This window comes from Nostoc sp. UHCC 0302, assembly GCF_038096175.1.
In the GTDB taxonomy this organism is placed as follows: domain Bacteria; phylum Cyanobacteriota; class Cyanobacteriia; order Cyanobacteriales; family Nostocaceae; genus UHCC-0302.
In genome coordinates, this window is record NZ_CP151099.1 from 5,957,714 (window position 1) to 5,977,910 (window position 20,197).

At 42.4% G+C, this 20,197-nt stretch carries 14 protein-coding genes; 3 read left to right on the forward strand and 11 right to left on the reverse strand.

Translation table 11 applies throughout. The features are described from left to right. Positions 1-142 precede the first annotated feature (142 nt). From WKK05_RS25810 to WKK05_RS25825, 4 genes are all read right to left on the reverse strand, one after another. Positions 143-322 (reverse strand): ssl1498 family light-harvesting-like protein, encoded by a 180-nt coding sequence (locus WKK05_RS25810; RefSeq protein WP_341525897.1) that lies wholly within the window; start codon positions 320-322, stop codon positions 143-145. Between the two features lie 184 nt (positions 323-506). Further along, positions 507-2,642, reverse strand: a complete 2,136-nt coding sequence (locus tag WKK05_RS25815) for an FAD-dependent oxidoreductase (RefSeq protein WP_341525898.1) — start codon at positions 2,640-2,642, stop codon at positions 507-509. A 104-nt stretch (positions 2,643-2,746) separates the two neighbouring features. Further along, entirely contained in the window at positions 2,747-3,130 is a 384-nt protein-coding gene (locus WKK05_RS25820; RefSeq protein WP_341525899.1) for a hypothetical protein, read from the reverse strand. A 16-nt stretch (positions 3,131-3,146) separates the two neighbouring features. After that, positions 3,147-3,485 carry a 2Fe-2S iron-sulfur cluster-binding protein gene (locus WKK05_RS25825; RefSeq protein ID WP_341525900.1) on the reverse strand — a complete coding sequence of 113 codons (339 nt, stop codon included), beginning with the start codon at positions 3,483-3,485 and terminating at the stop codon, positions 3,147-3,149. A gap of 77 nt (positions 3,486-3,562) precedes the next feature. Between WKK05_RS25825 and cimA the strand changes: the two genes are divergently transcribed. Next, complete coding sequence (gene cimA / locus WKK05_RS25830) at positions 3,563-5,218, forward strand: citramalate synthase (protein WP_341525901.1); 1,656 nt, start codon at positions 3,563-3,565, stop codon at positions 5,216-5,218. An 818-nt stretch (positions 5,219-6,036) separates the two neighbouring features. Here cimA and WKK05_RS25835 read toward each other — a convergent pair. Further along, positions 6,037-6,270 (reverse strand): hypothetical protein, encoded by a 234-nt coding sequence (locus tag WKK05_RS25835; protein ID WP_341525902.1) that lies wholly within the window; start codon positions 6,268-6,270, stop codon positions 6,037-6,039. Positions 6,271-6,430: 160 nt separating this feature from the next. Between WKK05_RS25835 and WKK05_RS25840 the strand changes: the two genes are divergently transcribed. Next, the gene (locus tag WKK05_RS25840; RefSeq protein WP_341525903.1) at positions 6,431-8,656 is read left to right on the forward strand and encodes a flavin-dependent dehydrogenase; all 2,226 of its coding nucleotides are present in this window, start codon (positions 6,431-6,433) and stop codon (positions 8,654-8,656) included. Positions 8,657-8,699: 43 nt separating this feature from the next. On the opposite strand, the gene WKK05_RS25845 is transcribed toward WKK05_RS25840, so the two are convergent. From WKK05_RS25845 to WKK05_RS25860, 4 genes are all read right to left on the reverse strand, one after another. Further along, complete coding sequence (locus WKK05_RS25845; RefSeq protein ID WP_341525904.1) at positions 8,700-10,295, reverse strand: hypothetical protein; 1,596 nt, start codon at positions 10,293-10,295, stop codon at positions 8,700-8,702. A 961-nt stretch (positions 10,296-11,256) separates the two neighbouring features. Beyond that, positions 11,257-12,756, reverse strand: a complete 1,500-nt coding sequence (locus tag WKK05_RS25850; RefSeq protein WP_341525905.1) for an Ig-like domain-containing protein — start codon at positions 12,754-12,756, stop codon at positions 11,257-11,259. Between the two features lie 80 nt (positions 12,757-12,836). Further along, on the reverse strand, positions 12,837-13,607 hold the full coding sequence (locus WKK05_RS25855) for a TIGR03943 family protein (RefSeq protein WP_341531192.1): 771 nt from the start codon (positions 13,605-13,607) through the stop codon (positions 12,837-12,839). Positions 13,608-13,694: 87 nt separating this feature from the next. After that, positions 13,695-14,750 (reverse strand): permease, encoded by a 1,056-nt coding sequence (locus tag WKK05_RS25860; RefSeq protein WP_341525906.1) that lies wholly within the window; start codon positions 14,748-14,750, stop codon positions 13,695-13,697. Positions 14,751-15,817: 1,067 nt separating this feature from the next. Between WKK05_RS25860 and WKK05_RS25865 the strand changes: the two genes are divergently transcribed. Next, entirely contained in the window at positions 15,818-17,179 is a 1,362-nt protein-coding gene (locus tag WKK05_RS25865; protein ID WP_341525907.1) for an ATP-binding protein, read from the forward strand. Positions 17,180-17,390: 211 nt separating this feature from the next. Here the strand turns inward: WKK05_RS25865 and WKK05_RS25870 are convergent, their stop codons facing one another. Both WKK05_RS25870 and WKK05_RS25875 read right to left on the reverse strand, forming a co-directional pair. After that, entirely contained in the window at positions 17,391-18,881 is a 1,491-nt protein-coding gene (locus tag WKK05_RS25870) for a glycosyl hydrolase family 57 (protein ID WP_341525908.1), read from the reverse strand. Between the two features lie 286 nt (positions 18,882-19,167). Beyond that, positions 19,168-20,049 (reverse strand): SDR family NAD(P)-dependent oxidoreductase, encoded by an 882-nt coding sequence (locus WKK05_RS25875; RefSeq protein ID WP_341525909.1) that lies wholly within the window; start codon positions 20,047-20,049, stop codon positions 19,168-19,170. Between the last annotated feature and the right edge of the window lie 148 nt (positions 20,050-20,197).

A 20,197-nucleotide genomic window follows, 5' to 3' on the forward strand; every position in this document is an offset into this window, starting at 1 on the left:
AAGTAGTATAATGTAAGCAAAAATAAGTATTTAATTATACTTATTTCTAATTCAATTTTAACAAAAAATAAAAAAGCAGGCTCCTTCTTAAATCGGAACCTGAAACATTAAAATGATCAATTTTTATTAAAATCTATTACGCTTAACTGATACTAGAAACAAAGAAGGCAACTCCAATTAAGCCGCCGACCAAAACTATAGCAGCGATTCCCAAGAAAATATAGGTTCGCTTTTGACCTTCAGTAGGTGGTTCTGCTTGATAAACCTTTGGTTCGCGGGCAAAATTATTCAGAAGTCCGCCTTCTTCATTTGTATAGGGCATGAATTAATTCCTTGAGAAATTGTTGATTTAATGTTACATAAACTTTATATTACACTCTTTAGCTAAGAGATAAATCGTTACATTATTGGGCATGGGGCATTGGGCATTGTCAGTTACTATTACTCATTTACCATTTCCTATCTCGTATTAGTCTTCTTCCCATGCCCTATCCCCTATGCCCTCCCTAACTAGTAATCGTCCCAGTTAGGGGTGAACTAGCGCTGGCGTAGTCCTTCATCGGCATTCTGCCTGCAAGATATGCTAAGCGTCCGGCAACTGTTGCCAGATTCATGGCACGAGCCATTGCTGCTGGGTTTTTTGCTAGGGCGATCGCACTATTAATCAATAAGGCATCTGCCCCCAATTCCATTGCCTGTGCCGCTTCTGAGGGTGAACCAATCCCGGCATCCACTACCACAGGTACTCTCGAATTCTCAATGATAATCTGGATGTTGGCGGTTGTTTTTAGCCCTTGTCCAGAACCAATTGGCGACGCTAAAGGCATGACTGTAGCACAGCCGACATCTTCTAAGCGCTTGGCTAACATAGGGTCAGCGTTGATATAGGGCAATACTGCAAAGCCTTCTTTTACCAGTTGTTCTGCTGCTTGCAGTGTGCCAATCGGATCAGGAAGTAAATATTTAGGATCAGGTATTACTTCTAACTTGACAAAATTATTATCTTCCTGCCCTAACAGTTTCGCCATTTCTCGCCCCAAACGCGCTACGCGAATCGCCTCTTCTGCTGTTTGGCAACCTGCTGTATTAGGTAACATCCAAATTTTTGTCCAATCTAAGGCTTCGGCTAAACCTTCATGTCCTGGGGCTTTGGTTTGGACTCGCCGTACAGCCACTGTCACAATCTGGCAATCACTGGCGACGATACTTTGCTGCATTTCCTCAATGCTGCGATACTTACCAGTTCCCGTCATCAAGCGTGACTGGAAAGTTTTACCAGCGATGATCAATGCTGAGTCCTGAGTGCTGAGTCCTGAGTAGAGAGTAGGGAGCGAATGTTGCTGTGGAGACAGGACAGAACGATGCCCGTTAGCGAAATTGGCGGAGTGAGTGAGCATGGAAGTGGAGGTAGATGGCTTTGTGTGGAAGCGCGAATAGTGAAAATCAGAGAGTAGGGGGTCAGACTTTTGTTCCCAAATTAAGTCGGCAATCAATGCCGCTGTTACGGGTGCAAGTAGAATTCCATTGCGGAAATGGCCAGTGGCAAGAGTTAAATTTTGACAATGGCTAGTACCAAGGATGGGTAATTCATCAGGGGTAGCTGGGCGAAATCCCCACCAAAATTCCTGGATGGGATAATGCTGTAATTGCGGATATAGCCGGATGGCTGCTTGGAGTAATTTTTGAATGCCGTCTGGAGTATTGTGGGGGGTGAAGCCAACATCTTCACTAGTTGCCCCAATAATCAGCGATGGTTGAAAACCCGCCTTTGGCGATCGCATCTCTTTGGCAGACGCTGACACTTCTGAGGTCGCTACTGTTTCACGAACGCAAACCCGTTTCGGTACTATATAAATATCTTGCCCAAACAAAACTCGCTTCAAGGGCAAATCTGGAGCAAATTCTGGTATCTGTACACTCAACATTTGTCCTTTTCTGGGACGCACAGGTAGCGGTAACAATTCATTAGACCAAGCACCTGTGGCTAAAACATAGTGTGCAGCGCGAATTATCCCGACATTGGTTTGAATTCCAACAACTTGTCCTTGGTGTTGTAAAAATGCTTCTACTGTAATACCTTGTTGTAATTCAACACCTAAAGACTCAGCCGCCGTCCACAGCACACCAGCTAAGACCCGACTATTAACTTGTGCATCTTCAGGATACCACCAGCCCCCAACTACTTCTGCTCCCAACCCTGGTTGATATTGATGAATTGCCTGTTTATCTAACCAGTAAGCAGGGGATGAAGAGGATGGGGAGAGGGGGAGAGGGGGAGAGGGGGGGAAAAAAACATTTTTCTCTCCTTTTGTCTCCTTGTCCCTTTCTCCCCTTATCCCCCCCTCTTCTTCAAAGACGGGTGCGAGGATACCACAGGGCCAGTAGCCAGTATTTAAGCCTGTTAATTCTTCTAGTTTGCGTGTCCAGTCAGGATATAAAGAACGCGATCGCCAACACAGAGAACGCATTGCCTCATGAGAAATTTTTTCCGCATCTGGTGCTAACATCCCAGCGGCGGCGTGAGTAGCGGCAGCCTGGAAATCACGACAAAGCACGGTGACATTTGCCCCGCGCAGTTTTAGTTCAATGGCGATCGCTAAGCCAATAACGCCGCCACCAATAATTACAATGTCACTAGCCATTATTTATTAGTCATTTATCATTAGCCATTGATCATTAGTACATAACTAATAAATCATAACTAATAACTAATAACTCATAACTTGTAACCAATGACTAGCAAACCTTACCACAAAGCTCGAATTGGTTCGGCGCTTTGGTTTGCATCATTTGATTGAGCCTCTGTAACTTGACTATCTGTATTAGAGGTACTGTCAGATGATGTTGAGTCATCACTAGGAACGTTTTGGGCAACGCTTCTTTGGCTTTCAGTGTTCTGTGATGCAACACTGGGTCTGTTTTCAGTTTGTTCAGATGCTGCTTCATTACCCCGGCTGCCAGCAGTACTATTAACATTGATATTAGCTGGCAAGACTTTGGCTTTTTTGTCGGTAGGGGGATTGTTAGCGGTTTGTTGCTGCCCGCCCATTGGAAAGTTGATACCCAGCAACGTACCTAGCAGAATCGCTAAACCGCCAGCCATCAGAATTAAGGGTGTCCATCTACCCATCTTGTTTTGCTCCTTTTTAACCTTCTTGTGTCCACACTGTCTGAGAACCTTGACCCCAAAATCCATCAAATTTTGTTATTTTTATATCGCCTAAAACCTGAGTTTGACAAGCCAAACGTAGGTCTGTTGTAGGAGAATGGGGAGGAAGCGAACGCCGCGCTTTGTCACGCCAATTCGCTGCCGATACTTCGCCCTCTACCTTAACCGCACAAGTACCACAACTGCCAATGCCCCGACAGTTGATGACTTTAGCACCGCTGTTGTAGAGGTCAATACCGTTTTGCAGCAAAATTGTGCGTAAATTAGCTCCGCGATTGCACTCAATTGTTTTACCTTGAGCTTGTACCTTGGGCATTGTTTTAGATTAGCAAACCGGCTTTTTGTTGTATATTGACACATTGCCCGAAAAGTTGTCTCCACGGTCTCAGTATTATGACCCCAAATCCCTCACCTCAACTTTGGCTATATGACACTACATTACGGGATGGCACTCAGCGCGAGGGGCTGTCAGTATCTATAGAAGATAAGTTACGCATTGCCCGTAGACTCGACCAACTAGGAATTCCCTTCATTGAAGGTGGTTGGCCTGGTGCTAATCCCAAGGATGTACAGTTTTTCTGGCAACTCCAAGAAGATCCGCTCAAACAGGCAGAAATTGTTGCATTTTGTTCAACTCGCCGTCCCAACACTTCTGCCGCAGATGAACCGATGTTACAAGCCATTCTGGCTGCGGGTACTCGCTGGGTGACAATTTTTGGCAAATCTTGGGATTTACACGTCACAGCAAGCCTCAAGACGACATTAGAAGAAAATTTGGCGATGATTCGCGACACGATTGAGTATCTCCGTTCTCAAGGACGCCGGGTGATCTACGATGCCGAACATTGGTTTGATGGCTACAAGCAAAATAAAGATTATGCTTTACAGACATTAGAGGCAGCCTGTTCATCTGGTGCTGAATGGCTAGTCCTCTGTGATACCAATGGCGGCACTTTGCCTCACGAAATCAGCCAAATTGTGGAAAATGTCATTAGTCATTTGTCATTAGTCATTTGTCAACAACCAGTAACAAATGATAATGGACAATTCCCAATGCCCCAAATCGGAATTCATACTCATAACGATTCGGAGATGGCGGTTGCCAATGCCTTAGCAGCTGTGATGGCTGGGGCGAAGATGGTACAAGGGACAATCAACGGTTACGGGGAACGCTGCGGTAATGCTAACCTGTGTTCGTTAATTCCCAATTTACAACTGAAGCTAGGTTACAGTTGTATCAGAGAAGACCAGCTCACACAACTTACAGAAGCTAGTCGATTTGTGAGTGAAGTTGTCAACCTCGCCCCAGATGAACACGCCCCCTTTATAGGACGTTCTGCTTTTGCACACAAAGGCGGTATTCATGTATCAGCCGTAGAACGTAATCCCCTAACTTACGAACACATTCAGCCGGAACAAGTGGGGAACCGTCGCCGCATCGTAATTTCAGAACAGTCTGGATTGAGCAATGTTTTAGCTAAAGCTCGCACTTTTGGCATTGAACTAGATCAACAAAAGGCAGAAGCTAGAGAAATTCTGCAACGCATCAAAGATTTGGAGAGTGAAGGCTTTCAATTTGAGGCAGCAGAAGCAAGTTTTGTACTGTTAATGTACGAAGCTTTGGGAAGTCGCCAGCAGTTCTTTGAAATCAAAGGTTTTCAAGTCCACTGTGACTTGATTGAGGGGAAGGAAACTAGTAACGCCCTAGCCACAGTTAAAGTAGCTGTTGAGGGGAAAAATATTCTAGAAGCGGCAGAAGGTAATGGCCCCGTGGCAGCTTTGGATGCAGCTTTACGCAAGGCTTTGGTGAACTTTTATCCGCAAATAGGCACTTTTGAACTGACAGATTACAAAGTGCGGATTCTCAACGGACATACAGGCACAGCAGCAAAAACCCGCGTCTTGGTGGAATCGGGTAATGGTTATCAACGCTGGGCAACTGTAGGGGTTTCGACCAATATTCTGGAGGCTTCTTATCAAGCTGTGGTGGAGGGTTTGGAATATGGCCTCTTGTTGCACTCCCAAGCAGAAACGGCATTGAAAGCTTGAGTTGAGTTTAGAAAGCGATAGGGATGTAGGGGTGTAGATAACAATTTTCTCTCCTCGCCCCTTACATCAAGTAGTTGATATAGAAGAAGCTAAATACAAAAAAGTGAAGAGAGAAGAAGCAATTTAATTAACCAAATTACTGAAGAGTAAAAACTAGCTATTTTTTGATCTGCTGTAATGAGAGAAGCTTGATTTATTTTGGCAACTGCTACGACTACTCTCTCTACTGGATCTCGATGTTCCCATTCTAGTTTGACGTTAATTTTCTGTTTGTGGGTGCTAATTTTTTCTGTGAAAGAGCTAATACTTTTATAATCAGCTATGTGAATTAATATATAGCAACAAACCTCAAGAGAGAAAGAAAACTCCAGCCAGATTTTACTGGCGTAGCAAGCTAGTAGATATCGGTAATACACTAAACCTTTGCCGATCTAATTCAGTCGTTAGGAAGCATCTGTTCTGACATTATTCAGTAGTAGAAAAAATAGAGGGTATTGCAGGTAACCTAAAAACGCTATGATGTTAGCCTTAGCTTTTTTATGCCATTTTCAACCCATCGAACTCGCTTTAAAAAAGGTAAAAGTAATTTCTTCGGCTTTTTACCTTTTTTCTAACTAGTACTTAATGCTGATATGGTTAAATGAGTGGCTTCTTTACCGTAAATTCAAAAATAGTAGCCCAATTGTCCATCCCGGACAAATAATCGTTATTATTACCACACCGGAAAAGCGATCGCCAATATGCTGACAAACCTAGACAGTTAATTCTACGAAGTCATGAGTGATGCTTGCGAGAAAAACTTCGTTCTACCGAATGTTCTAGGAAAAGTTTTCCCAAGCTTGGGCTACCAATTGGCTCAACCAACGCCGCTGTTGCTGATCCAGCATTGGGTCATCCGCTAGCACCTGAGCAGTCAATTCTTCCAAAGAACAACCCTGAGCGCGGACAACTTTAATTACTCCAGCGATCGCAGCGGCAACTAATTCTTCATCAATAGGCTTTTGTCGTAAAGCAACAATGTCTTGGGGACTGTCTGGAATGGGATAATTCATGGTGTGGGTTTACACAAATACAAAATGAACAATAAATTTGACAAACTCTTAAAATTTCTTTACTGAATCTTTATGCAACTATTAGGGCGGAGTTTAGCGTACTTTCTGCTTTTATGAAATCTGTCTAAGTGAGTAGATTGATCGGAGATGTCAGGGAAAGATGAGAGAAATCCTTTATTTAGAAGTTCCAACCCCAGATACAGCAGCTGTACGTAGTTGGTTGCAAGTAGATTTTAAACCAGGAAATGGTGAAAAGGTACTCACCTCAGAAGGCTTTCGCCTCAAAATTCCTGCTGCAACTACAAATTCTAGTGCAGCTATTTCGGAAACATTGCCTACTGAACTTTCAGTATTTGTCTGGTCAGTGCAGCGAACTACTTATCTAAAAGTATTCCGTTGGGCAGAGCAACCCTTCCCCGGAGAGGGGCAAATTCTGCAAAGCCTGAAAACCGAAATTAGAGAACGTTTTGGGCATCACTACCCGGAACCACCAGCGATTGATTTGTCCCAAGAATCGATTTTTGCAGCACTAGCCCCGTATTATCCCCTTACCGTCAAGTATTTTCAGAAAATGCCCAACGGGGAATATGACCTGAAACGTGCCTACTGGTGGGAACAACGCTGGCGCGAAGGGGTACGTAATCCGCAGCAGCCACGTCAAGTTGTGTTTTCTAGTAAAGGGGACTGGGGATTGGGGACTAGGGACACTTCTCTACGAGAGGCTGCGCCAACGACAGGCTCAGTGCATCGCTGGGGACTGGGTAATGGGGAAGAAAATAATACTTCTGTCTCCTCCTCTGCTCCTCTCCCTCTTTCCCCTTCCTCCCCACCTACCTATGACCTTATATATATCGGCGGCGCATTAGGTGCAATTCATGCGGCAGTGATGGCCAAACTGGGGTATAAAGTATTGCTGCTGGAGCGAATGCCTTTTGGACGGATGAATCGGGAATGGAATATTTCTCGCGATGAGATTCAAAGTCTAATTAATTTGGGTTTGGTAACAACTGCCGAGTTAGAAACCGTCATTGCTAGGGAATATAAAGATGGATTCAATAAATTTTTTGATGGTAATAATCCATCCAAATTGCGATCGCCTGTCTTACATACACCCACAGTGCTGAATATAGCCTTAGACTCTGATAAATGGCTGCAAATGTGCGGACAAAAACTGCAAGCAGCAGGTGGCGAAATCTGGGATGAAACAGAGTTTATCCGAGCAAATATTGATGACTCACAAGTTGTTCTGACAGTCAAGCATTTGCCCAGCGAAACCCAGAAGCAAGTGAGTGGGCGATTGTTAATTGATGCAATGGGAACTGCTTCTCCTATAGCTTGGCAATTAAATGGTGGTCGCGCCTTTGATAGTGTATGCCCGACGGTGGGAGCAGTAATCGAGAGCGGCTTTGAGCCTGGAGTGTGGGATTCCCAATATGGCGACGTTCTTTATAGCCACGGTGATATTTCACGCGGCAGGCAGTTGATTTGGGAATTGTTTCCCGGCGTTGGCGAAGAACTGACGATTTATTTATTTCATTACCACGAGGTCAATGCCGAAAATCCTGGTTCCTTGCTGGAAATGTACGAAGATTTTTTCACAATTTTGCCGGAGTATCGCAGGTGTGATGTAGACAAGTTGGTGTGGAAAAAGCCAACATTTGGCTATATACCGGGGCATTTTAGTGTCGGGAGTAGCGATCGCACAGTTGCCTTTGATAGATTGATTGCGATCGGTGATGCTGCATCACTCCAGTCTCCTCTCGTTTTCACCGGTTTTGGTTCTCTGGTACGGAATTTAGACCGTTTAACAACGCTATTGGATACAGCCCTCAAGCACGACTTACTAAGTTTCCGGCACTTGAACCGAATTCGCGCCTACCAAAGCAACGTTTCAGTGACTTGGCTATTTTCTAAAGGCATGATGGTTCCCACAGGGAGATTTTTACCTCCCCAGCGGATTAACTCCATGCTCAATACCTTTTTTGGGCTGTTAGCAGACGAACCACCAGAAGTAGCAGATAACTTTATCAAAGACAGGTGCGATTGGTTAACCTTTAATCGCCTAGCACTCAAAGCAGCTAGGAAAAATCCTGCCTTGCTTTTATGGATTTGGCAACTTGCTGGTTTTAGAGACTTAGTGCGATGGCTGGGCAATTATTTCAACTTCGGTCGTCATGCCTTGGTGAGTGCTTTACTAAGTCCCTGGTTTGGACGCTTCTTGTCCCGGATAGGCCCTTGGCTAGAACCTCGATATCCAGCATTATGGTTGCGGTTGTTGACAATTAATTACGCGATCGCCGCTGGCAAACCGCGATCGCGCCATCAAATAGCAAAAGTCAACTCAGAAGCCTTAATTCAAAAATCACAAGCGAGAATTCTTAATTAGACTTTTGTACAGGCGTTTTGTACAGACGCGATTAATCGCGTCTCTACTGACTATTTGGGCGAAAATTCGGCAGTTCTACAGATGCCAACGACTTGCGCCCCTTGGGTGGTCTCTGGGGATAAACCACTGGTGAGGGCGAATTCGCGTCGTTGGTGTTGTCTCCTGATGACTCTTGAGACAAATCTGCTGAAAAATCTACCTGTGCCAATCGTGAGATTTCTGACCAATAGTCGTCTGTTTCTTCAGCAGTAGTCTCAACGTGAGGCGAAGTAGGGGAAATCGGCACGTCGTTATTGCTTGTTGAGATTGGAGAATCTACTGTGCGGGAAGGAGAAATAGTTGCAGGGTGATTAATTTCTTCCTCAACTGGCTCCTCAAACTGCTGTTTTGGTGTAGTTTCTAATTCCTCCTCATCCTCCAAGATTGTTGCCAAAGTATTCCAAATCTGCTCATTAGCCGGATTGTTGTCTACATTAGTTTTCGTAGTAGGCAGTGGTGATGATACAGATGGAGATTGGGAGGTGAAAAACATTTGAATCAGACTATCTAATTGCTGATCTAGGTTTGACGACTCGGAAGGAGAAACAACTTCTGGTTCTGGTGTTTTTGGAGAATCTTCAAAGGCTGGCGAGGGGTCTGGTTGCGCTGGTGTTGGCGTTTCTTCCTTAATTGACCAGTTCCAAGGAGACGAGGGAGAAGTCGGAGTAGGTTGATTTACTTGGTATGGCGGCGGTGCTGACGATTCCCCCCATAGATTATCTAAATTACTAGTCAAAGATTCTGGTTCTGCTGACCAAGGTTTGATTGGTTGTACGTTGGGAAACAAAGACCGAGCTTTTCTGGAGAATCTTGTCTGCCCGCTGGTAATGTCTTTGGGATGTTTTGCAGTATCGTCTAGCGAGTCATAGCTGGGGACAGATGTGTCTAGACATTTTTCCAGAGCTGCTTTAAATTGCAGGGTCTGGCGTTGTTGTCGCATCAGTCTAGTACGTAACTCCCGACAAGTAGTTTCTGATTGTAATAGCTGCTGAGACTGATCGCTATAGTTAGTTTGTAGTAATGAACATTCTCGTTCTAACTGGGCAAGGCGCTGTTGGCTAATTTGTAGTTGTGCTTTATAAGTTTCAATAAAAATTTCTTGGTGTTGAACAGTTTGTGTAGCAGTTTCTAACTGTTGGAAAAGCGACTTTATTTGCCCTTGGGCTGCGGCTAGTTCTTGAGTATGTTGGTTAAGCATCGACTCACTGACGCTAGAGCGAGTTTTCTGCCATTGCAAGACCTTTTGGGACTCAGATAAGTCATCTTTTAGCTGCTCTACTTGCTTATATAAGTCGCTGTTAGCTGCCCGTAATTCTTCATTTAACGCCAGCAGTTGCTGAAATTCTGAGTCAACCACTGCTTGTTTTTCACTTTCAGGCTCTGCAACCCAGTCCTGTTGAGGGGTATCTTCCGACTGCAAAACTTCAGTTTCGTAATGCGTATCTTGAGCTGGCTTGAGGAGTGGCAATTTTGTAATTGCCATACTTTCATTAGGCACAACTGAGTAAAAAGGACAACTCGCTTGCTCCAATTGCGGCAAATTAGCAGAATTTAGAGATTCCATCACAGCTCGGTTGTTTGAGGTGTCAGCTTCATTCATTACTCTTGACCCACCCGCTTAAAAATATTCAGCAGTACTGGCGTTAGCATTGCTGATCAACTGTTTGAGATCAGGGTTGACTCTAGATGCTAAATTTAACTCTCTTTAAGCATGAGTAATTCATTAAATTAGCTTTCCTCATTTTGCATCTAGAACTGATGCCGTTATAACATTATGATCCTCTTGTACGTCAAGCTTCGGTATGATGTCATGTTTCAATTTAAAAGCTGCTGAGGGGTCTGATACTGCTTGACTTTGACTAATAGTTATGTATAAAAAATTAACTAATAAAAATTGATACGCTAGATAAACTTTTGTGCTATTGGTAAGTTAGAAACCACTTTTGTGTTGTAAATAATGTCAGAATTCTCTACGTACTACATGAGGGATGCATTTGGCGTGGAATACCTTTATACACTTAGATAATCTGGATGTATTAAATCTATAGTAAGAAAAGCTTGTATATAAAATAGCGATCGCATTGTTACAATTTCTTTAGATAAACTTAACTTTTGGGCTTTAGTAAATATCTCTTTTTTTTCAAAGTTCAATTAAGTTGCTGCTTTTATGAAAACCACCTGCTTTATTTTATTAGTAATAATTGTATAGGTTATAAACCTAATTCTTACGTAGACATAAATTGGAATCAGATTAAAGTTTCAACAACGTCTTTTATTTCATAATTTTAATAAAAAAATGCAGAGCTTCATTAACTGCTTTAAAATTGGTAAATCTTTCTGCAACATCGGGTTATAAACAAGTTGAGCCACAAGCAGTAATTCCCAAGAAAATTTTACCTCATTACATTTTGAGAGCCAATACCCTAGATCCAGCAGAATTCAGTAGTCACAATTCAGGATTCAGAAGGAAAACAGGCTTACTACCTAACTTTGAGACCTATATTGTGTACTTCATCAACTTGAAATCCGCTGTATGTGGTAATGGCTTTCAAAACACTTTGTCAAGGCAGCCAACGAGGATGAAATCCCACTAGGGGGAGTTTTTCTGGTCTAATTTCTACAGTTGCAGCATCAGTGATAGGTAATAGGGGCATTAACCACAAACTACTAGTAGCGATCGCTTCACCATCATCGGTTTTCAAGCTGTTTGCAGGTGGTGGTGTCGTATCTGCCTGTGGTACGATTTGGTCAAATAATAAGCCCAAACCGTCGGGAGATAGGCTCATTTGCACATTCCGTTGATCGGGGGGCAATACTAGCAGTGGTTTTTGTTGTCCGCTTTTTAAGTCAATTGCAACTACATAAGGCTGTTCTATGTATTGTTCCTTTGATACTAGCTGTGTCAGCAAGCAGTAGAGGCTAGGTGAGGCAGTATCAAACTGACAGCTGATAATTGAGCCTGATGTTTTTAATAAAGGTTTTTGCACGCCTTGGTTTGTCACCAAAAACAAATCACGTGTGTAATCTGTATTGAACTTTACCATCGCTGCTTGAGAGCCATCTTTAGAGAAAGCTTGTACTAAGCCAAATTGCGGTAGAAAATCTAAGGGTTTACTCGCATCACCTTGTAGCGGTAAAATTGCGGCTCCCTGTCCTTGAGCAACTGCCACGGCTTTACTATCTGGCGTGATCATAAAGTCTCCCCCTGGTTGGCTTTGCAAGCGTTTAGGGGTGGATTTTTCTTCTGAACTATCCTTCGTGGCTGGCATAAACCATAGCCCAAAGTCCCCAGGATTAGCTTTGTTCCCACGCTGAACGACAATAGTTTGCCCATCGGGCGATAAGTCAAATTTTAAAATTTGATAGTCTTTACTATCTAATATCAAGTCAACTTTAGCTGCTGGTTCTGCTTGTTCTCCAGATTTTCCAGGAATACCGGTTGTTACTGTGTATAACTTCGCTGACAGCAAGTCTGGATTTTTTGTAGTGCGAGCAGAAAATAAAATTTTCTCCCCATTTGGGAATGCCTCAAAGTCCATGACAATGAGGTCTTTGGGGGTAATTACTCTTTTTTGCTCTTGCGTCAAGTTGTAGAGAACTAACTGCCCCTGGTCTTCTACATTGGTTCCTATATAGAGGATGACGCGATCGCGTGTGCGGAAGTTACCTGTAAAGGGCTGTATCACCCTCTTACTATTATTTTCTTGAGTAGCAAACTTATCTCTTGCTCCCTGCAACTTCACCTGATAATTTGTGCCATAGGGTGCTGGCGTTACAAGTGTGTACACCATCCGCCTCCCTGCCCAACTGACTTTACCTGCTAGAGGTGGATCAATTTTCAAATTATCCTCTACGCTTTTCGTCTCCATTGGGCGGCTAAAGGTGAGGGTAAAGGATGTATCTTCTGCCCCAATTTTTTGATTCTGCCAAGTAAAATTGCGAACACGAGCTGAGACTGCATCGCCTTGCAATATCATCACCCCAATCAGAAAACTCAGCAGTAGCATCAATGCGATCGCCACGCGATCTAGTGGTTGGACAAGTGCTTTGGATTTAGTCATAGGGCATAGGGCATGGGGCATAGGGCATAGGTCATAGGGCATGGGTCATTAACAAAGGACAAATGACAAATGACAAATGACTAATAACTATAAGGATTCTTCGGTTGAGGAATATTTTTCAGGGAGTTAGCTGAAATTGTGAGTTGGCGTTTACCTGAAAGATTTTCTGTGATCATTTGTCCTTCTACTTCTAGCCAAGTATCTGGAGAGTACTGATCGCGACTGCCTTGTAGTTTTACAGGTAATCCGGCTGGATAAGCATCTGCGGCACAGCAAGTGATCACAAATCGCGCTAAGAACAAATATTCTTTTCCTAACTCTGGTGGGTGAATGACAAATCCCTGTACTTTGACTTTCTGCCCTGTATATGCGTCTGGCTCAGGATAAACGTTGAGAGTGCGTACCCAATCTACGAGCGATCGCTCTTCTGGGCGAACAGTTGCACGAAATGCTTGCGGTTGAGCGCGTGTCGCTCCCAGTAACTCAGTCACACCGCGATCAAGTGCTGTTTGGCTGGCAAAGACGCGGGGTGTAATGATGAACCCTAAAACCGCCGCTGTTAAAAGCAAGGTACTACCCCAACCAGGGGGAAAAAAAGTTATGTGCTGGGCGCTAGTAACATCACGATAGCGACGCCGCTGCCAAAGTTGCCCGGCTTTAAAAAAACCGACAATTAAAAAGCCGATAGCACCTAAAATCGCTAACCAAAAGTAATCCGGGTGAATCAACAAGTTCAGCTTGCCAGTTAACCAATATTTTAGGATTAAAATTCCCCAAGCTGTAATTGCTAGCACGTCCAGCCAAGGAAGTAATAAATTGATGATTTTAGATTTGGGATTTTGGGTGGTCATTAGGGAATAGTCAAGGGTCAAGGGTCAAGGGTCAAGGGTCAAGGGTCAGAGTGAATTACTTTTGACTTTTGACTCTTGACTCATTTTTTAAATGACGTGTAAGTTAATGAAAAGGGTAAACAAAAATGTTAATAGTCCTGCTAAAGCAAATAAGTAAAATATAGCCCTGGGCTTAAAAATAGATAACATCAAACCAATGCCTTTGATGTCAACCATTGGCCCAAATACTAGAAATGCTAACAAGGAACCACTGCTAAAGGTCGAGGCAAAAGATAGGGCGAAGAATGAATCGACTGTAGAACAAATTGACACTACTGCTGCTAATACCAGCATGGCAATGATTGAGCTAATAGGCCCAGCACCCAAGCCGAGGATCAGTTCACGAGGGGCTAGCACTTGAATGGCAGCAGCGATCGCGCTTCCTATAACCATCACCGCCCCCAATTCCCGCAGTTCTTGGATAATGTTATCCAGCAATAGTTGTAGTTTAACTGGTAGGGGTTTGCTGGGGCTGGCGGATAGGGCAGCTGTCTGGATTGAACTACTATCTATCCGTATCGGTGTACCAGTTTTTCCTCCTAAAAAATAAGTCCCGGCTTCTAACAAATCGGGTGCTGTTACTTCCTGTTGTACTTGATAACGTCCCTTGCGGCGTTTCGGTTCTGGTTTAGCAGGTGGATTGTACTTTAGATAACGAGCGATCGCAGGTTGAACTATTGGATTCAAGTCTTTTTGAAAACTGAAAACACAACCGACAATTGTGGCGATTAATAAAGAAAAGACTACTCTTAACACCACAATTTCAGGCTGATCTCGAAACGCCGTCCAAGTTGCCCAAATCACAATTGGATTAATTGTCGGGGCTGCTAGCAAAAAGCCAATCGCTACTGGTGTGGGTACTCCTTGCATCAGCAATCGCCGCGCTACTGGCACATTGCCGCACTCACACACCGGAAAGAAAATACCAATCATGCTGCCGAATAAAGCACCTAGCAGCGGATTTTTGGGCATTTTTTCCACTAATTTGCGCTCATCAACAAAAAATAGCAGCAAACTGGAGAATAAAACCCCAAGAAGCAAAAAAGGCATCGCCTCGACTAGCAGACTTAAAAATAGCGTAAAACCATTGTTCAGTTGATTCATGGGCGTCGCAGTCAAAAGCGGTTTTGAGTTTTTGGATTCTGCCTTGTCATTCTATCGAAACGGGGATCAAAAACACGTACGTACAATTAAACATCATTTGAACAGCAAGTTAATCTGTGTTTTTAATTAGCGCTTAAACGCTGCAAACCCTTTCCTTGTCTTGGTATTTGGTGAATTTTACTGAGTGCATTTACTGACGAGGACTATTCTTAAGATTGTGTAACTTCCGAAATTGTTCCGAGTCTAGAGGGTTAGTAGCTGCTTATATAATCTTCAATCACCTATGTTTATACTTACCTTAAATTGTTTCTATGGTGTGTTAGCCAAGTGTATTTTCATCAAGGATTTACAGTTGTGCAACATTTGGGGATCGCTGTTGGTTACTACTACCTAAGATTTAGGCTATCTCTAGCAAAATCTGATTTGAGCTTTGTGTTGATTTTGTACTACAAAAACTTTAAAACCGCAAGACCAGAATTTCACATATGTAGCTATTGAGCGGTCTGTTATCCAAAAATCGCCCAGCAGATGTCTAGATAAGATGTTTTTACCTTCTCTAGCAAGGTTCTACAACACTCATTAGCTATGCGGAATTAATAGATATTACTTTTGCAGCTTTTTATCTATGCAGACACTGCAAAGTGCTGAGTATATGTTTATAGCTATGAGATTGTTCTACTCTGTAGCTCAAAAATGCGCTTTTTATGCTAACAACTAAAAAAAATCGGTATAAAATGATAAATTAACTTCTGTCGTTGGGAGTAGAAACGCTTACTCAAAAGATGAGTTCACTTTATCAAGCGCTTGGACAACCCCAAATTGTACAAAATTTTTATACTTGCTAATATACCGTTTAATTATGATTAAGATGTTCTCTCAAAGCGTTAATTTTAGAGCGTTCCGCGGTACTGATGGACTATCATATCATTCATGGAAACACCCATTTACTATGTCGCATTTTATCCCACTCTTAAAAGACGTTACAAATTGACTTGTGTTGAAAATTTAGTTAGTGACTGATGGGTTTTCATGGTTCCCGTCTTTTTTTGTAAAAATCAGGGTGTCTAATGCTAGAAGAATTCAGTTGTAAAATTTCACCACCATTTGTATCAAAGGGTTGCGATCGCGAACTTGGTTTAGAATCAACCCTTGAAGAATTGCCAATGTACAACTTCCAGGTGGAAATTGACTGTACTGGCAAAGACGTTGCTCATTTTTTGGAAAAATACCCCCTGCTCCCAGGAGCAATTTTAGTAGAACAGGGAAATTTCATTGGAATGATTTCGCGGCGGCGACTGCTAGAATTTTTGATCCGCCCCTATGGACAAGAGTTGTTTGTTCAAGAATCTTTAGAAATTCTCTACAGCTATGCACGGACAACGATTTTGTTGCTTCCTGATACAACATCGATTTTGACGGCGATGCAACTGAGCTTAAAGCGATCGCCAGAACTTTTGGCAGAACCAGTTGTAGTCCAAACTGCATCTGGTAGCTACAGATTATTAGATGTACAGGAATTGAATATTATTGCTTGGCAAATCCAGGGAATTGAAAATCTAGTGCGGTACGAACGCAGCCAAGCTCAAATGATTCAAAATGATAAAATGGCGAGCTTGGGGCGTTTGGTAGATGGGATAGCGCACGAAATCTTAGACCCTGTGGGATTTATTTGGGGTAACTTAACTTATGTCTCAAACTATAGTCAAGACTTGCTCAAGCTCATAGCAGCTTATGATCAAGAACTAGCCGATGCACCCAAGAGTATTACTAATCTTAAAGAAGAAATTGAATTTGATTTTTTAGAAAAAGACTTGTCACAATCACTTGCTAGTATTCGTACCGGGGCAGAAAGATTAAAAAAACTCGTCACTAGCTTACAGAACTTTTGCCATATCGATGAGATTTATCCCAAGCCAGTAGATTTACACGCATCTCTAGATAATATTGTTTTATTAATTAATAGTCGCCTACAAGGAGAAATTGAAATTCGCAAAAACTATGGTCATCTGCCACCAGTGTATTGCTTTATGGGGCAGTTGAATCAGGTATTGATGAATATTTTAAGCGAAGCTGTGGATACCTTACTTAATGAAGCAGTAAAGCAGCAATTGTTGCATTTAGAAGCTACAAACATTACTCATAAAGCTCGAATTGAAATTACTACAGAAGTTATTTCACAGGAAGCAAGCAAGCCTAATACACCAGATTCGCGGTGGGTTTCAATTCGTATTGCCGACAATGGCCCTGGAATGTCTCAAGAGGTACAACAGCAAATTATGGAGTGTTTCTCTTTAGAAAAAAGAGCTGATAAAGAAACTAGTTTAGCTGTAAGTTATCGAATTATCATAGCAAGACATGGTGGTAAATTAAATTTGCGATCGCAACTTGGTGCAGGTACTGAATTTCAAATTTTGTTACCTTTGGTTTAAGAGGTTGTTTGAAAAGTCTAATTTATTACTTGCCTTGGCTGCTGGAAGTCTCGGCTACACGAGGCTTTACCCACCTGCGTGGGTTCAAAACTCTTCATTTTTTATTAGAATCTTTTAAATATTGACCGTAAATTATTTGTGAGTAATTAAGATACCCACCTGATTTAATAAGTTGGGTATCTGTAGCTTTCAACTCTCAAAAATAAGGTTGCTACATGGTTTGCAATAAGTTTTCGCCACGCTGGTAAATTTCGCGTGCGTAATCAGTCCAAGCGCCTTGTCCCCAATAACGAAAACAGCTTGTTTGCAACAAAAGGTTATGCAGCAAAGCTTTACGGTAGTGAGATTGTTGGGTTAGGGTTTCTGCTGAGTTAGTTTGCAGTAATGGATCAATTTTTTGATGAAACAAACTACTTAATTGATACATAGGAGCCAAAACATTTTCGTATCCTTTCACCCAACTTATATGATTCGTCCAAGAAGCTCCATCCATGTGAAAATTAGGGTTAATTTGCTTTAACTCTTGAATGGCACTTTCTACAGCTTCAGGTTGGCAATTATCTGGTGAAACTCGCTCCCAAATATAATGTTGTCCGACTGGCTGACAAGTTGGATAATCTTCAGGTTTACAACCAGCAGCTTCGATTAATTCCAAATATTCTGTACCGCAAATCCCGACAACGCCTGATTTTCCTCCGCCTTGATTTACCATGTCTTGCCAAGCTTGTTTGAAAGCGCTAGGAAATTCATTCATCATCACACCACCATTTTCACCATCACCAATTTGGCTGACTATTGGTGGGATAGATACGTTTCCTACTTGTTGTTTAGATAAAGTTTTGGCTTCATAGTAAGGCTGCATTTGTGCAACTAATTTAGTATCGGAACCTTGAGTTTTAATTAAAGCTGTAATACTAATAGTTTCACCCTGAGAATTGCGAGCAACTAAACGATGTGGTAAATGTTTGTAGCGAAGAGATTCACCAGTAGTTGTTTCTACAGAATGTTCTTGAACAAGTAACCAACGATATCCACATTCTTTTAATGCTTTGACAAATTCAAATAGAGTATCAGGATGATTTGGCAGATGCATTTCTGGAGGTGAAAATCCTTTGACTCGTGCTAATGCTTCCCAACCAAAAATTGCAGCAAAATACTGTTGCCAAGCTATGATGTGCAATTTAATATCTGGTATGGGAGTGGAAGGAATAACTGCATGGCTCCACATTGTACCGAGCCATTCAACATAAGGTTGATAGGTGCGATCGCAAGTAATGCGTTTTAAGTTATCAATAATATCATTGCGTCCCATTTGCCTGAGTCCCCACAACAAATTACCAGAGTAATCCAACATCACACGCGGGTTGCAGCCTTGATTTACGAGTTCAGGAATGAAGTCTCCGATGCGGCTGTAACAATAGGCAAAAGGGGCAGCGTTATGGTTATCCCCTTCATTGGGATGTTCAAACATATATTGCAGATTGCTGATGAGTGTACCACCATATCCAGCGGGTATAGTTGGCTGATGCATATGTAAGGCGATCGCAAATACTGCATTTACGTCTTCTAACTTAATATTGGTTGTTGGTAAAAATATAGGTGCATCATGATTGACGACAGCGAGAACTTCTTTCTCCCATCCAGAAATATTTGGCAAGTCATCAATAATTTCTGGTAAATCGGTGGTATGTAAGGAAAGCATAGAGGATAAAAGTTGAAATTTTATCTTTATACTTTATCTCTTTATCCTCAGCAGAAACGAGTGAATGATAAATTAAAGAGATTTGATAGAGAAAAACCAAGCACAAAGTTTATTTGTGCTATTTTTAGTCTGAAAACCAAGTTCAGCGTGATGAACTTATTAGACAATAACAAACTAAAATTGTTCTTTAATTTCGTTATTTTAACAATTCAGTTTTGAGATCCCAGGTATTTACAAGGCGATCGCCTCTTTGATAATTAAGTAGGCGATCGCTTTCCGACATTTCTCAGGACTTACGTGCAGACATGAATGAATCTATATTTCTGGATAGCCAAAAATCATTGAAACGATAGATTCTATTTAATAAATTGGGTTTTTCATCAAGCTGCTGTAAGCTTGGCGCTGGCGGTGTTGCCATTCGTAAAATCGGATCTAACAACCACGGGGCAAGGTGTTGACACCACACTGCTAAATGACATTGCCATCCGACTAAGATTTCTGGTGCATCCGTTTGCAATCCAGCAACGAGTACTTTAGCTACTTGCTGAGAAGTCATCGGGATCACCCAGCGAAATAATTTTAAGTTGCGTATCATGTCTGTGTCTGTTAGAGAAGGCAGTAATGCTATGACTCGGATATTGTACTCAGCTAGCTCTCGCCGCAAGGCTTGGGTAAATCCTAAAATTGCAAACTTAGTAGCTGAGTAAGTCGCCATCGTTGGTGCAGCTACTTTCCCCATCAAACTGGACACATTGACAATTGTTCCTTGTCTTTGGCTAGCCATGCGCCGAGCTACCAAACTAGTCAAGTTGTACATTCCCAATAGATTCACAGAGAGTTCTTCTTGAACTTGGGGCAGTTTAAAGTGCAAAAACGAATTTTGGTATGCGACTCCTGCACAATTTACTAGAAGATTAATTGGGCCATAACTGCGCCAAATTTGAGCAACAGCAATACTTACAACTGTTGACTGAGTTAAATCTAATGCCACGATCGCAGTTTCTGTCCCCATCGCCTCGATTTCCTGGGCTACTTCGGCTAACTTTTCGCGATCGCGTGCTACTAATATCAACCGCTTGGCTCCTTGTTGTGCAAGTTGCAGGGCGATCGCTTTGCCAATACCACGCGAAGCCCCTGTAATTAGGGCGACTTTACCTCGAATATTCATGGGTTTTAACCTCCATAATTTGAGTCTTACCGCACTCTTTGTTATTGCTGACAGACACAATCACAGCTACTCGCTTGTCAACACTAGGTAAGACAAATAATTAATCGCAATTCAAATTAGAACGGAACAAAGCCTTTACTAAAGAGAT